Here is a 14,942-nt window from a genome sequence, read left to right as displayed (position 1 = left end):
CAAACCGAATGTTGGAATTTAATGACGAATATTTAAATGTTGTTTTACGTATTAGCGCTGACTCAGATAAACAGCAAATAATGCGTTTTGCTCTAATGTGATTAAGATAGCAAAATTTACGACTTTTTCTAAGTAGCTCGACATTTTAGTTTATATATCAATGGCAGCCATATTCGCCACACCTGTCAACATAACTGTACATTAAAATTAAGAAATAACTATTATTAAGAATAAATCACTGGAACACGTTATCGATAAGCATAAATAGTGAACTGCTTTAGTATTAAATCCTAATGAGCGATGCCCTAACTAATTAAGGTGAAACATCACCCACTTAGTAGGATTGATTTTGGAATAATAAGAGGTGGATTTATGGCAAATTGGGTAACTGGGAAAGTGATTGAAGCCAAGTTTTGGACGGATACATTGTTTAGCCTTGTCATCGACGCCCCCATTAAGCCTTTTACCGCAGGACAGTATGCAAAACTTGGCCTTGAAATTGAGGGAGAACGAGTTCAACGCGCCTATTCTTATGTGAATGCCCCCAGCGATAACCGACTTGAGTTTTATTTTGTCATTGTTCCCGAGGGCAAGCTTAGCCCTAAATTAGCGCAACTGAAACCTAACGATACATTGCAAATAACCGATGAAGCTGCTGGTTTCTTTGTCTTAGATGAAATTCCAGAGTGCAAAAATTTATGGATGCTTTCGACAGGAACTGCTATTGGCCCATTCTTATCTATCCTACAAGAAGGCAAAGACCTCGAACGTTTTGAAAAAATCGTTTTATTACATGCTGTTCGATATGAAAAAGACTTGAGCTATCTGCCATTAATGCAAAAACTTGAACAACAATACCAAGGGAAAGTAAAAATTGTCACAGTAGTCAGCCGTGAACAAACACAAACATCTTTGCATGGCCGAGTTCCCGCCCTCATCGAAAGCCATGCGCTCGAAAATGCCGTTGGTTTATCCCTTTCACCAGAAACGTGCCATGTAATGCTATGTGGTAACCCTGAAATGGTGCGTGACACACGGGATATGCTAAAAAATAGTCACGGTATGATTAAGCATTTACGTCGCAAACCGGGTCATATTTCCAGCGAACAATACTGGTAAATAGAGCTAAACACTACCCTGAGTCATTTCAGGGTAGTTTGCACTCTTATAAATAATTCACCGGCTCTGTTTTTTCACCGTATTTATTTGCGCTATCCATTCCCACAAAAACACCACAATCCAGTAGCATAATCATCGATATAAATAAGGGCAAAAACCGCCCAATCCCCCACTGCCAAACAGGGTCAAACTGGCTGACATCCATGGAATACAACGCAAATGCCAATATAACTAATGCGAACCACCCACCTGATTTTCCTCTATCGTGTAAGCGCTTTGAAAAAATAGCCGCTAAAGGATAAAGCAAAAGGACAAAAAGAAATAATGTAACCATTTCAGGTAATAAAAATGTATTCTGTAGCAGGACAATCACGGTCACTAAAATAAAGCTGGCAGCAATACCCGCCCAAAATGGCCGACGGCCTATACGACCTTTGAAGGAAAAAGCCCATTGTTGTAATGTCATTACCTATAATCCTGATACAATGTGAAAACCCAAAGAATGAGTGGCAAAAAAATGACTCAAACCTTAATTCGTTCGATATCCGCCATCATAACCATTTTTGTACTCAGTGCGCCACCTTTGGCAATCGCGCAAAAAGTGCCGACCTTGCCTGATACTGACTTTGAAGTGGCTTACTTAGCCCCCGACGCCGCTTCTTTTGATCTCACCATCCCTGAATTACGCAATCAGTTTAACCAAGCCTATAAAGATTTATATCTTCATGAATATAAAGTCATTGCGAGCCAAGATATTGCCGCACCTTATATTCGTGCGGCATCACGTATCAACCAACAAATCTATTCTTCTGCAGTGCTTGAGCGCGGTAGCGAAAAAATAAAAAGCTTACAAATCACCTTGCTCCCAACAGATAACGCACAAGAAGCCCAAGAAAATCGTCAATTAATGGAGCGCTATACCCTTGCGATTATCCATCAATTCGCTCCAGATGTTTCTTTAGATAAAGCCCCTGAGCTGACCACTGCCTTAAATAAATTTATGGCGGATCAAAACCCAACTCATGCGGAAGAGGCTCGATTAGGCGGCCTGCGATATATTTTAGTAAAAAGTGACAATAATGTGCTTACTTTTGCTGTTGAACCGATTAAGCTAGAACAACAAACACCCTAAACAGACTGTGATCACGCTCTAAGAACAAGCATGATGAAAAGCAAAGCTATTATGCCTTAATGTTCTTATAATACTTAAGGTGAATGGCGACAAAACTGTCACGTTGCGCCGGCAACATTAATGCGCAATGAATAACTTATTGATTAATCATTCAAACTCTCTGGTTGGAGGAAATAACATGCGACATCCATTGGTAATGGGTAACTGGAAATTAAACGGCAGCACCCATATGGTCAATGACCTGATCGCTGGTCTGCGTAACGAACTGAGCAGCGTTGATGGCTGTGATGTAGCTATCGCACCACCAGCAATCTACCTGACTCAAGCAAAACATGCTCTGGCGGGCAGCCGCATTGCATTAGGTGCACAAAACGTTGACGTCAATCTGTCTGGCGCATTCACTGGCGAAACATCAGCTGAAATGCTGAAAGATGTTGGCGCAAAATACATCATTATTGGCCACTCTGAGCGCCGTACTTATCACAAAGAAAGCGATGAATTTGTTGCTCAAAAATTTGCTGTACTTAAAGAACAAGGCTTAATTCCTGTTCTGTGTATTGGTGAAACCGAAGCTGAAAACGAAGCGGGTAAAACTGAAGAAGTTTGCGCTCGTCAAATCGATGCAGTGTTGAACTCCCAAGGTGCGCAAGCATTCCAAGGCGCCGTCATCGCATACGAACCAATTTGGGCTATCGGTACAGGTAAATCTGCAACACCAGCACAAGCACAAGCTATCCACAAATTCATTCGTACCCATATTGCGAAGAAAGATGCTGCAATTGCTGAACAAGTCATCATTCAATACGGTGGCTCAGTGAATGCAAGCAATGCTGCTGAACTGTTTACACAGCCAGACATCGACGGTGCGCTAGTTGGTGGTGCATCTTTGAAAGCTGATGCATTTGCTGTGATTGTTAAAGCCGCTGCGGAAGCAAAAAAAGCAAAATAAACTTATTTTACTTTTTTATAATTAGCCGCCATTTATTGGCGGTTTTTTATTTAATTATCGATGTAATTAAATAAATATAACTTGAATTAATATCAAATTTAAAATCAAACGATTGAGAGCCCCATAATATCACAAAAATAAAAACAAAATAAAAACCTTAAAATTCAAATTTATAAATATTATTTTCACCCATTCAGGTTATCCTCTATCAAATAATAACAATAGACACCACGCAAAGTTTAATACAAATTTATCCTGCCTAACAAATCAGTAAAACTTAATAAAGATTACTCCAAAGGATAAAAATGAAATATATAATTAGTTTAATATATAGCATCATAATTATATTCCCGACTATTTGCTTTCCCGAAATAAATAATGACTTTTGGCGCATTAAAACCAATGTCTATATGGAAATAGAAGAATACCAAGGGCAGCGAGATGCATATAAAAATAAAGTCTACGATAAGCTAAGTACCGTGGGCCAATTAGCCCTAACAAACCCAGAGTCTCTATGGCGATTTAATTTAGAACACCGTGAATCCATGAGAAACCATGGGCGTAACTTCAGTGCCTCACGTGATTCCTACCTTCGTAGCCGTACTCAGCTCGATATCACAAAACAATTTATTAAAACGCCGAAAACTGACCTCGAAATTGGTGCACGGTATCGAAAAGAATCCAATGACTCCCCACCAGAAACAAAAGTTCGCTCCTCCAGTAGCTTATATGCGCTAACACCAGCGGGTAACTATTATTTTAATGATAAATGGTCCTTTAATTTTTGGCTTTCTTATTATTATTACAGTAATTATTTTAATAATAATAGCCATGAAGCAGAAACTGAATTTGGAGCGACTTACCAACACTCAGACAATTTAAAAGCAAAGCTGACTTTTTATTACGACAAAGCATGGGATAAAAATTTCAGCACTCGATTCCTACAATCACAAATTCGTGCTTATTTGCCTTTTACCTTAAAGTCCAATTGGCATATCACACCTTATATTCGCTACGCGATACAAGAAGATACTTATGATAAACATTTCTATCTTGTTCAAAAAATTAATAACGGTTTTCGCCTAGGCACCAACGTCGAATACCAAGCCACCCCATCCTTAACGCTATGGGGAGGTGTTGCCTATGAACCTTCAACATGGAAAAACCCAAAAGAGAACGGTGCGACATCCGGCAATAGTAATAAGCAGACGCTTTATATTGGAAAAATTGGTGTAAAATACCTTTGGTAAACGTCAATTGATTAGCTTCAGTTATTTTTCTAAAAAAAATAAGTCACACGCAGCAAGATGTGACTTATTTTGTTTTGTACTATCGTTTTATATTTTAACAACATCAAATATGACAATATTGAAATTGGGTAAAATTAAATCAAAGAAAAAATATTAATTTAAATAAAAAATATTGTTTAACTATATTTAAGTAATCGATCACATAACCAAATAATACCAAAATGAAATTATTCCAGTTCAAATCAAACCATTCCGTTTTAATTATCCTTTAATATCATGCAAATAAATCAGGTATTTATAAGTCCGTATTTATCTTGTATTCTTATTATTCACAAATCAAGAATACCACCAACTGTGATTCTACTCACATCATAAATAAACCCGGGTACTTATTATTCCTCGAAAAATAACTTAGAGAGAATAATATGAAAAAGCTTACCCTACTCACCGCTTGCCTTTTTAGCGCGTTATCCATGGCTGATCCAATAACTCAAGCTCAGCTCAATGAGCTATGGAAAGATAAACAAAAATCTGCTGATGAAATCGTTAACAAGATGTCAGAAGCGGAAAAAATTGGTCAGTTATTTATGCTGGACTTTAGATATTGGAACAAGGACAGCAATGGAGAACCTGCTGCATTTCTTGCCATGAATGATGAGGTTGCTAAAGTTATTTCCCAATATCATCTCGGGTCTGTCATCCTATTTCGTGAAAACCTTATTGATACACCACAAACCATTAAATTAATCAATCAGTTGCAGTCATCACGTAGCAACTTACCTCTTTTCATCGGTACCGACCAAGAAGGCGGATATGTCACTCGCCTACGAGTTGGTACTGAGATGCCGGGAAACATGGCGCTGGGCGCAACTCGCAACCCAGCACTCGCCGAACTGACGGGAATGATCCATGGATATGAGCTCGCCAGCCTTGGGTTCAATATCAACTTTGGCCCTGTTGTCGATGTCAATAATAACCAAAATAATCCAGTAATCGGTGTTCGCTCATACTCTGACAACAAAGAGTTAGTTGAAACCTTATCCACTAACTACATCAAAGGGATCCATAAATATAACCTATTGACTTCTCTTAAACATTTCCCTGGTCATGGTAATGTTTCCTCTGATTCTCATGTTGATTTACCTATTGTAAACTCTGATGCCAAAACTTGGCGTTCTACCGAATTAGCGCCGTTTAGATATGCTCTTGCTCATGGTTCTGATGCGGTGATGACCGCGCACATTATTGTTCCTGCCCTTGATGATAATAAAATCACCACGCTAACAGGCAAAAAAGTAGGTATACCGGCAACATTATCAAAACCTATTTTACATGGCATCTTACGTGATGAACTCAAATTTGAGGGGCTGATAGTGACGGATGCGATGGACATGGGTGCCATTGCGGATAATTTCGATATTAATTGGGCAGTAGAAACCTCGCTGCTTGCGGGCTCCGATATTGTGCTAATGCCGATCAAAATGTGGGATACAGAAGCAGTCACACGTCTTGATAACATGTACCGTTATTTAGAGGTACAAGCTGCGAAAAATCCAGAACTACAAAAACGAATTGATGAGTCAGCAAAACGTGTCGTTCTGAAAAAACTTCAGCAACAAATTACCGCACAGCCAGTTGATATCAATGTAGCTGAACACGTTGTTGCGTCTAAAAGTCATAAAGACCTTGAAAATATGGTTTCAGAGCAAGCTGTCACATTGATCAAAAATGACAACGTACTGCCTTACATATTGAAACCACAAAATCGTATTTTAGTCATTTCTGACGAAAAACCACGTAATACGCTTATCGAAAAACACTTACATGATATCGCCGCTGAAACAGGCGTTAACATCAAAAGTAATGAGCACATTGTAAAGCTGAATGAAAATACACTGTCAAAAAGTGATGCTGAGCAACTCATTGCCAATCAAGATTTAATTTTACTCACAACCTATAACCTAAAAGATACCCCCACAAATGCCCAGTTCATCATTGATGCAGCAAATAAAACCAAGACACCGTTGGTCGTGATTTCCTCTCGTAACCCTTACGACATCGCGTATTTAAACGGCGTCAAAGCAAATATCGCGATTTACGGGATCACTGGGTTTGATATTACTAATAATAACCGTAACTCATTGGAAACCAACATTCGTAGTGGACTGCGTACCTTGTTTGCCGATAGCCACTCTCAGCCACTAAATCCACCTAAAGGCTTATTACCCGTCAATATCAAAAATCCACAAGGGAACAAAATTCTCTTCCCTTATGGCCATGGTGAAACTTACCACACTGCACAGTAATGACTTTAATCATCAATTAATTAGCCTTTATGTCACCACAGAGTAAAGGCGAGATACTTACGCCTTCACGAAGGCATAAAAAAACAAAAATAGATAAAAATTAAAGGGTTAAAATGAAAACTTCATTGAATGGTTTACTTCTTGTTACGCTATCTGGACTAAGTATCACCGCTTTCGCCGCAGAACCCGCCACAAATGATTACTGGCGCATATCATCTAACGTTTATATGGAATTAGAGAAATTTGAAGGGCACCATAACACCAGTGGTCGCAAAGTTTATGACAAAACAACCATGGTGGGGCAACTCTTTTTAGTTAATCCTGAATCAAAGTGGAGCTTCTTCCTTGAACACAAAGAATCATTAAGAAGCTATAACCACGACTTTTCGACATCTAAAGACTCATTTATTCGTAACCGTACACAAATTGGTGCGACTCGAAAAATGTATGCCAGTGATATTGGCCAATTCAATCTGAATGTCACTTATCGAAAAGAATCTAATGACTCAGCCCCTGGAACTCAGGCCCGACCATCCAATACCATGTTCTGGTTGATGCCGAGTGGTACTTACAATATTACAAATAAATGGGCCTTTAACTTCTGGGATGCGGTGTATCACTATGATAATTTTCACGCGCCAAATAGCTACGAGTGGGAATCTGAACACGGTTTAGTTTATAAAATCAATGATTCAGCGACAGCAAAAGTCTATATGTATACTGACTGGACATGGGATAAAGATTTCAACAAAACATGGGAACAAAACCAAATTCGTGGCTATTTCCCAATTACACTTAATCAAGATTGGAGTGTCATGCCTTATTTTCGTTACTATTTAAACGAACATAACTATGACAGCAACAAACGCACGACTCAAAAAGTGAAAGAGGGTTATCGAGTTGGAACTCAAGTTTTCTACAACCTAACACCGAAACTGACCTTATGGGGAGGCTTTGCTGTTGAGCCAAGTACATGGGAAAATGAAAAAAATGCAGGTATTACTTCCGGTAGCAATAATCGTCAAACCTTCTACCTGGGCCAATTAGGTGTTAAATACCAATGGCAGTAAACTGATAAATCACTCCCCTAGCCTACTTCTAACAGGTTAGGGAAGTTTGTTTGCTTGCTCGACCCTAGGAGCATACACCAGTATGTGACTAGGGTTAGTAAGCGAAGCCAACACCTCTACAAATTGAAATATGACGAGTATCAGCGTTGGATTATCTCGTCAAACACCCCTCCATTCGCAAAATGCGTTGCTTGCGCGGCTTGCCAGCCCCCAAAATCTTTATCAACTGTTAGCAACTTCAACTCAGGGAATTGTTGCTGATATTTTTTTGCGACTTCACTATCTCGTGGCCGATAATAATTTTTAGCGGCAATTTCTTGCCCTTCTGGCGAATAAAGGTGTGTTAGATAAGCTTCTGCAACTTCTCTGCGGTCACGTTTATCAACCGTTTTATCGACGACTGCCACTGTCGGCTCTGCCAATATGGAAATACTTGGTGTCACGACTTCAAATTGACCATTTTCGCCTAATTCATTGATAGCAAGTAGTGCTTCATTTTCCCACGCGATCAAAACATCACCAATCCCACGTTCAACAAAACTATTTGTTGCTCCTCGAGCTCCCGAGTCTAACACTTCGACATTTTGGTAAAGTTGCTTTACAAATTGCTTCGCTTTTTCAGGGTCTTGCTGATTTTTATTTAATGCATAGCCCCACGCAGCTAAATAATTCCAGCGTGCACCGCCTGATGTTTTTGGATTAGGCGTCACCACGGAGACGTCTTTGCGAATTAAATCATCCCAGTCTCGAATATTCTTCGGATTATCTTTACGCACTAAAAAGACAATCGTTGATGTATAAGGGGCTGAGTTATCAGGAAGTTTTTCTATCCAGTTTTTATCTATGCGGTCGCTTTGCGCTATCGCATCCACATCATATGCTAAGGCTAACGTAACAACATCCGCCTCTAACCCATTGATAACTGAAATAGCTTGCTTACCAGAGCCCCCATGGGATTGACGTACTGTAACGGTATCCCCTGTTTTTTTATTCCAGTAATCACTGAACGCCTGATTGTACTGTTGGTAGAACTCACGCGTAGGATCATAAGACACATTCAACAATTGAATATTTTTCGCCCAAGCCCCTGTTGCCAATACCAATAACAATGCCGTTGTTAGTTGCGATTTTTTGACCTGCCATGAACTTGCCATCATCGATTCCTCATCAAATTGTCGATAGGATGAGGCTGACAGATAGCATCAGTTACTGGAAATAATTAAAAAGAAAAACTTATGCTTATGGGGAATATATGAACAGGCAAGAGGGAGGTTTAGTTGTGACTAGGATTGGGTTAATGGACAAATATCCATCTTCTAAATAATTTGAGTTGTAACTAGGCAGCAAACGAGGATAGCTTGAGTCACATACATAAGTATGTGACCCGAGTAGCCGAGAGCAGCCAACAACGTCACAGCTCAAAGTATGACGAAGATCCATCTTCTAAATAGTTCAAGTTGTAGGTAGGCAGGAAGCAAAGCTAATCCCTAGGAACATACATAAGTATGTGACTAGGGTTAGTGAGCGTAGCCAACACCCCTACAGTTTGGAATATGAAGAAGATGCTAGTAAAGTTTCTTAGCTGTCTCAAACCAATCCTTCTTAAAGACACGCTTCATATTCATTACCGCATCAATAATGTCATGGTGAACCAATTTTTCATTTTGGATCCCCACACAACGACCACCGTAGCCTTCAAGCAATAATTGAATTGAGTAGGCTCCCATACGTGATGCTAAAATACGATCATACGCGACAGGTGACCCCCCGCGTTGAATGTGGCCTAGCACTGTGGCTCGAGTTTCGTGTTTGGTTTCTTGCTCAATATATTTAGCTAACTCATCAACGTCACAAACATGCTCGGTAATGGCAACAATCGCATGGCGTTTGCCTTTTTCAATACCTTGTTTAATTTCAGATAATAATTCTTCACGGTCGAATGGCATTTCTTGTTCTGGTAACACTAAAAATTCACAACCACCTGCAATCGCCGCAGACAGTGTCAGGTCACCACAGTAACGCCCCATAACCTCGACGATAGAAATTCGTTTATGGGATGTAGAGGTATCGCGCAAGCGGTCAATCGCTTCAACAACGGTTTCAAGAGCGGTAAAATAACCGATTGTATAGTCCGTTCCTGCAACATCATTATCGATTGTGCCAGGTAGACCTATACAAGGAAAGCCCGCTTCTGTTAGCGCTTTCGCTCCCAAATAAGAGCCATCACCACCGATTACAACTAGCGCATCAATATGGTTGTTCTTCAGATTTTCAAAGGCAATTGCACGCACTTCTTCATCACGGAATTGTGGGAAACGAGCTGAGCCTAAAAAGGTGCCACCGCGGTTAATCATATCCGATACGCTGTATCGGTCTAATTGTTTCATGCGGTTTTCATATAGCCCGAGGTATCCATCAAAAATACCCATCACCTCTAAGCCTTCACCTAAAGCAGCACGTACTACGCCGCGAATTGCTGCGTTCATGCCTGGTGCGTCGCCACCACTCGTTAAAACCCCAATTCTTTTAATCTGCTTGACCATGATGACCTCTGATTAATGAACATAAAATTGCAAATCTATAAAAACCGCTCGACCGCACATAACTCGCTTAAAACCCAAAGCTGAATTGATTCAACAAATGGCATAATACGGCAAAGTTAAGATTATGCATCTGCTTTCCATCAAGCTTTTGTGTTTTATTGTGATCCAGTTTACATAATTCTAGTCAATGACCTCAATAGGTAAACTTTTCCCCTCTAAAAAGAGGTTCTAAATAAATTAAAGCAACAATACACTACAGGTGCCTTAGTTTGAAACACAAATTAAGTACAGATAATACCACTTTAATTCATTGCGTGCTGTAGCCACAAAGCAAAAGAAAAGCACCATTTGGTGCCTTATCTTAGTGAACGAACAAAAACGAAAGTTAAACGCCGTTAAGTGTAATAATAACGCGTTAAATGGAAAAAAATGGGTGCAGCAAAACACAGTGAATCTATTCGGTCTAGCATTCCGCCATGGCCTTCAATGATTGCGCCAAAATCTTTAATTCCGCTATCTCGCTTAATGGCTGACATACATAGCCCGCCCACAAACCCCATAATAGTGATCGCCAGTGACATTAAGCCAGCCACCCACCAACTGAATGGAGTGACCCAGTACAAGCAAATCCCAATCAGCACCGATGATAAAACACCGCCGACAAAGCCTTCAACCGTCTTGTTTGGGCTTAATTTTGGAACAATTGGCCGTTTACCCATTAGTTTGCCAAATACATACTGTAATACATCCGAAATTTGCGTCACGATAATTAAGAAGAGCAATAATTTCACACCCTCCCCTTCGTAACCCTCAATCTTCAGCATCAACAGTGCTGGAACATGGCTTAAACAGAAAACTGTTACCAACATTCCCCATTGAATTTTTGCGGTACGTTCAAGAAAGTGGAAAGTGTCCCCAGCAAGTGCAATACGTGTAGGTAAAAAGAGAAAAACAAATACAGGCACAAAAATTGAAAACATCCCATACCACTCGATGCCGACAAGAAGGTACTGCAACGGTATGAAAACAAAGAAACACCAAAACAGCGCTTCATGATCACTTCGCCGCGTTGGCGTTAACGTAATAAACTCGCGCAGTGCAAAGAAGGATATCAACGCAAATAAAATAACAACTGCAATATTGCCAAGTACGACCGCTAATACACAGATGATACACATCACCCACCATGCCCGAATACGAGCATTCAGGTTATCAATCGTTGGATTACTTTTATCACCAGAGTAACGGTAGGCCAAAATTCCACCCACTACACTCGCAAAAACCAATATCCCAAATACACCGGATAATAATAAAGCTAATTCGCTGTCCCACAGGCTCATGGTATCAACTCCTCTAATGCTTCTTTCGCGCGTTGTAAAAATTCAGTTTTATTTTCATTTTCAGTTAAAGGAGCGATAGGTTTACCGACGACCGCAGAGCAAATAACCGGCACGACTAATTTTGACCCTTTAGGCAATACACGGTTAAGGTTTTCTAGGTAAATAGGGACGACTTCAACATCGGGGTATTTTTTAGCTAAATGGTACAGGCCACTCTTAAATTGGCTTAGCTCCTCGCCATTACCGCGAGTTCCCTCAGGGAAAAATATCAATGAATGTTTAGCGGCTAAAACGGATTCAAGAGGCTCCAAGATATTACCTTGCGCAGGTTTGTCCCCTTTTCTATCCACAAGAACAGCACGAAAAACGTTATTCACTAAATAACGGCGAAAGGGTGTTTTATCCCAATAGTCTTTCGCTGCGACAGGGTGAACAAAGTGGCGCATCAGCGGCGGTAACCCAGACCAAATAACCAACCCATCAAGATGACTTGAATGATTAGCATAATAAATACGCGGAGTTATGGCAGGCTGGCAACCAACCCAACGAGTACGAACTCCTGTTAATAAACGGCAAGTACCCGATAACAGCATTCCCATCCCCTTCGCAAGAAGGGAAATTTTCTGTACTTTTTCCATCATTTTTCCTTGCTAGCGTTTTATCAAACGTAAAACTGCAACACTCTGAAAAAACCTGAATCTTGTTTAAGGAATAAGATAGTGAGTGATTGAGGGAAGCACAACGGGGTAAGTTCCGATTTCTAACGCTGAAATAGGAATATTGGTAAGAAATAAACGATAGGTGCAACAGTGCCTATTTACACTGTTACACCTTATTATCAAAAATAATTAAAAATTATTTTTTGTCAGCTGCAATACGGTCACGGATGTTTTGTGCACGTTCACTTGAAGGCGGGTGAGAGTCAAACATGCTTGTCTCTTGGCTACCCATTTTTGCTAATTTCTCAAAACCAGTGACTAAACCGTCAGTTTTCACACCGCGTTTTTTCAGTAAGTCATAAGAGAAGTTATCCGCTTCGCTTTCTTGATGTTGAGAGAACTGAGAGTTGATCAGTTTTTCACCCAGCGCAGCAACTTGAGAAGCGCTCAGTTGTTCAACTACGCCACCCGCTGATGCTGCCGCTGTACGCGCTGCAACAGCTGCATAAGCAACTTGCATTGCTTTACGAGTATGGCCTAATGCAACGTGACCCATTTCATGGCCCAGTACGCCTTCAACTTCGTTGTCGTTCATCACATCCATCAAACCGCTGTATACACGTACACAACCGTTTGCCATCGCCCATGCGTTCACATCGTTAGTCATGTAAACTTTATAGTTAACTGGGGTACCATCAACTTCGTTACCCAGAGCTTTAGCGATTTTATCTAAACGTTTGGAATATTTGCTTGATGCAGGTGCAATTTTGTTCTGTGCATCCATCTCTTTACAAGATTGGTCGCTTAATTGCTTAACATCTGAATCACTCAGTGTTGCTGCTTGGAATAATTGCATCCCAGAGTTCGTCAGCATTCCTTGGTCAATATTTTTACAACCTGTCAAAATCACAGCAGAAACAGCAACTGCTACAAGCGCTTTCATTTTCATAGAATATTTTTCCTTTAAAAATACCGTTATTATTTTTTTAGTGACGCTAAAGACTATAAATTCTGAGGAAAATAACAATAGGAATAAAGCCATAATTACGTGTTCTATGAATTTGATAACATTTTTACTGAAATCGCGTAATCGACAGAGCAATATTCCATCTTAAAAACGAATTGATATTAAAAATATTGCAAAATTACCCCGATAAATAGCATTAAAAATCTAACTATTTAATAAATAACTCTATTATGCAAAAATCCTGTTCTGTAGGCAGAGTAGTTGAAAATTGCAGCGGCTGGATATTATCCCTCACTAACAACGTTTCAAAATGATTTAAAACAAATGGTTGCGAGTTCACTTTCATACTCAGACTTGGCGCAGTATTGAAAATGATAATCTGGGCTGCATCGCTAATCCATGAAGTGCCTGACGATGAACAAATCCACTGCAAGCGTGCTGAATATTTTTCAGAGTTATAAATCAAATTGAAATCACGAATAGCGTCTTTGACCAGTTCTGCATGCACATGACTTTCACCCTTAAAGGCAAAAAACGCTTTTTGCCGTAACGTCACTGGATTCTGGTCATCCACATGCAAAACCATTCCTTCCCCTTCCAGCACACCAATAATACGTTGGCGATTTAAAAAATGAGAAAAAGGCCCCGCTGCTTTCACGTCTGCAATAGAGACTCTCCAGTCAAAATCATCAAGCCCTTCGCCATGGCTTCTCGCCACTTCTAACGTGACGCCTTGTCCATTTTTCCAAGGCATACTGCGATAATCCTGAGCGGTTAACACGTGAACCATAACGTTATCCTATTTTTTAGTAGAGAGGTAATAGCAAGGTATTGAAATAATAAACATTTATTTCAATAAAAATAGAGTGTTAAATACTTTTAAATTGTAGCTTCAAACCAAGAGAGTTAACTATTTTTATTATTGTATTGAATGTAGGATTACCTTGACCTGACAATGCTTTATATAAACCTTCACGGCTCATCCCTACCTCTTTAGCTAGTTGACTCATATTTCGAGCTTTTGCTATATCCCCGAGGGCTGATAATACTAAAGCAGGATCACCTTCCTCCAAGATCTCATTAAGATACAATTGGATTTCTTCTTCGCTATTTAAATGCTCAGCAATATCATATTCTTTTAATTTAACGGTCATAATTCACCTTCAATTTGACTAAAGACCTGTTTGGCTTTGATGATATCTTTTTGCTGGGTACCTTTGCTCCCACCGGAGAGCAAAATAACCATAACGTTATTTTTCTGTTTTAAATAAACACGATACCCTTGCCCCTCATGTATCCTCAGCTCTGAAAAGCCATCACCAATCGGTTCAATATCGCCAAAATTTCCATTTTTTAGTCGCCGAATTCTCACTTGAATCTTGGTTTTCGCCCTTAAATCCTCGAGATCCCGTATCCAGTTGTCGAATAGATCGGTCGTTAATACTGTTATCATAAGACGTCTCCTTGTCTTGATACCTGTATCTTAATCGCCCTCAATAAATTGTCAACTATAGTTAACATCCAACCTATTTATGACTAGTCCTGATATAGGTTGACAACTTTTCAGTCATAAAACGCCCGATGAACTTCATTGGGCGTTTTATAGT

At 39.8% G+C, this 14,942-nt stretch carries 15 protein-coding genes; 6 read left to right on the top strand and 9 right to left on the bottom strand.

Features of this window, described 5'->3' with window-relative positions; genetic code table 11:
* Positions 1-372 precede the first annotated feature (372 nt).
* The gene (fpr, locus tag AC4IFO_RS17265; RefSeq protein WP_490736242.1) at positions 373-1,119 is read left to right on the top strand and encodes a ferredoxin--NADP(+) reductase; all 747 of its coding nucleotides are present in this window, start codon (positions 373-375) and stop codon (positions 1,117-1,119) included.
* 46 nt (positions 1,120-1,165) lie between these two features.
* Here fpr and AC4IFO_RS17260 read toward each other — a convergent pair whose 3' ends face one another.
* The gene (locus tag AC4IFO_RS17260) at positions 1,166-1,585 is read right to left on the bottom strand and encodes a DUF805 domain-containing protein (protein WP_490736240.1); all 420 of its coding nucleotides are present in this window, start codon (positions 1,583-1,585) and stop codon (positions 1,166-1,168) included.
* Positions 1,586-1,636: 51 nt separating this feature from the next.
* On the opposite strand from AC4IFO_RS17260, the gene AC4IFO_RS17255 reads away from it, so the two are divergent.
* The 5 genes from AC4IFO_RS17255 (at position 1,637) to AC4IFO_RS17235 (ending at position 7,826) form a co-directional block, all read left to right on the top strand.
* A complete protein-coding gene (locus AC4IFO_RS17255) occupies positions 1,637-2,251 on the top strand; it encodes a DUF1454 family protein (RefSeq protein WP_490736238.1) in 615 nt (204 codons plus the stop codon).
* A gap of 178 nt (positions 2,252-2,429) precedes the next feature.
* On the top strand, positions 2,430-3,200 hold the full coding sequence (tpiA, locus tag AC4IFO_RS17250) for a triose-phosphate isomerase (RefSeq protein ID WP_219245045.1): 771 nt from the start codon (positions 2,430-2,432) through the stop codon (positions 3,198-3,200).
* Between the two features lie 305 nt (positions 3,201-3,505).
* Positions 3,506-4,450: an autotransporter outer membrane beta-barrel domain-containing protein gene (locus AC4IFO_RS17245; protein WP_490736235.1), complete on the top strand. Its 945-nt coding sequence runs from the start codon at positions 3,506-3,508 to the stop codon at positions 4,448-4,450.
* A gap of 425 nt (positions 4,451-4,875) precedes the next feature.
* Complete coding sequence (locus AC4IFO_RS17240; RefSeq protein ID WP_490736233.1) at positions 4,876-6,756, top strand: glycoside hydrolase family 3 protein; 1,881 nt, start codon at positions 4,876-4,878, stop codon at positions 6,754-6,756.
* Between the two features lie 113 nt (positions 6,757-6,869).
* Complete coding sequence (locus AC4IFO_RS17235) at positions 6,870-7,826, top strand: OmpG family monomeric porin (protein ID WP_490736231.1); 957 nt, start codon at positions 6,870-6,872, stop codon at positions 7,824-7,826.
* A gap of 140 nt (positions 7,827-7,966) precedes the next feature.
* Here the strand turns inward: AC4IFO_RS17235 and AC4IFO_RS17230 are convergent, their stop codons facing one another.
* The 8 genes from AC4IFO_RS17230 to AC4IFO_RS17195 all read right to left on the bottom strand — a co-directional run bounded on the left by AC4IFO_RS17230 (position 7,967) and on the right by AC4IFO_RS17195 (position 14,788).
* Positions 7,967-8,980, bottom strand: coding sequence for a sulfate ABC transporter substrate-binding protein (locus AC4IFO_RS17230; protein WP_490736229.1), 1,014 nt, complete (start codon positions 8,978-8,980; stop codon positions 7,967-7,969).
* A 411-nt stretch (positions 8,981-9,391) separates the two neighbouring features.
* Positions 9,392-10,369, bottom strand: a complete 978-nt coding sequence (gene pfkA, locus AC4IFO_RS17225) for a 6-phosphofructokinase (protein WP_490736227.1) — start codon at positions 10,367-10,369, stop codon at positions 9,392-9,394.
* Between the two features lie 395 nt (positions 10,370-10,764).
* Positions 10,765-11,709, bottom strand: a complete 945-nt coding sequence (locus tag AC4IFO_RS17220; protein WP_490736225.1) for a phosphatidate cytidylyltransferase — start codon at positions 11,707-11,709, stop codon at positions 10,765-10,767.
* Complete coding sequence (locus AC4IFO_RS17215; RefSeq protein WP_490736223.1) at positions 11,706-12,347, bottom strand: lysophospholipid acyltransferase family protein; 642 nt, start codon at positions 12,345-12,347, stop codon at positions 11,706-11,708. Before AC4IFO_RS17215 ends, AC4IFO_RS17220 begins: the two co-directional genes overlap by 4 nt.
* Positions 12,348-12,564: 217 nt before the next feature.
* Positions 12,565-13,317 carry a metalloprotease LoiP gene (gene loiP / locus AC4IFO_RS17210; protein ID WP_490736221.1) on the bottom strand — a complete coding sequence of 251 codons (753 nt, stop codon included), beginning with the start codon at positions 13,315-13,317 and terminating at the stop codon, positions 12,565-12,567.
* A gap of 226 nt (positions 13,318-13,543) precedes the next feature.
* Complete coding sequence (locus AC4IFO_RS17205; protein ID WP_490736219.1) at positions 13,544-14,125, bottom strand: HutD/Ves family protein; 582 nt, start codon at positions 14,123-14,125, stop codon at positions 13,544-13,546.
* Between the two features lie 79 nt (positions 14,126-14,204).
* Positions 14,205-14,489 (bottom strand): addiction module antidote protein, encoded by a 285-nt coding sequence (locus tag AC4IFO_RS17200; RefSeq protein WP_490736217.1) that lies wholly within the window; start codon positions 14,487-14,489, stop codon positions 14,205-14,207.
* On the bottom strand, positions 14,486-14,788 hold the full coding sequence (locus AC4IFO_RS17195; protein WP_490736215.1) for a type II toxin-antitoxin system RelE/ParE family toxin: 303 nt from the start codon (positions 14,786-14,788) through the stop codon (positions 14,486-14,488). The genes AC4IFO_RS17200 and AC4IFO_RS17195 overlap by 4 nt, the downstream gene beginning before the upstream one ends.
* Positions 14,789-14,942 lie beyond the last annotated feature (154 nt).

The organism is Providencia sp. UF-224, assembly GCF_058245955.1.
The sequence above is the reverse complement of the archived record's forward strand: the minus strand, read 5'-3'. Positions and strand labels throughout refer to the sequence as shown.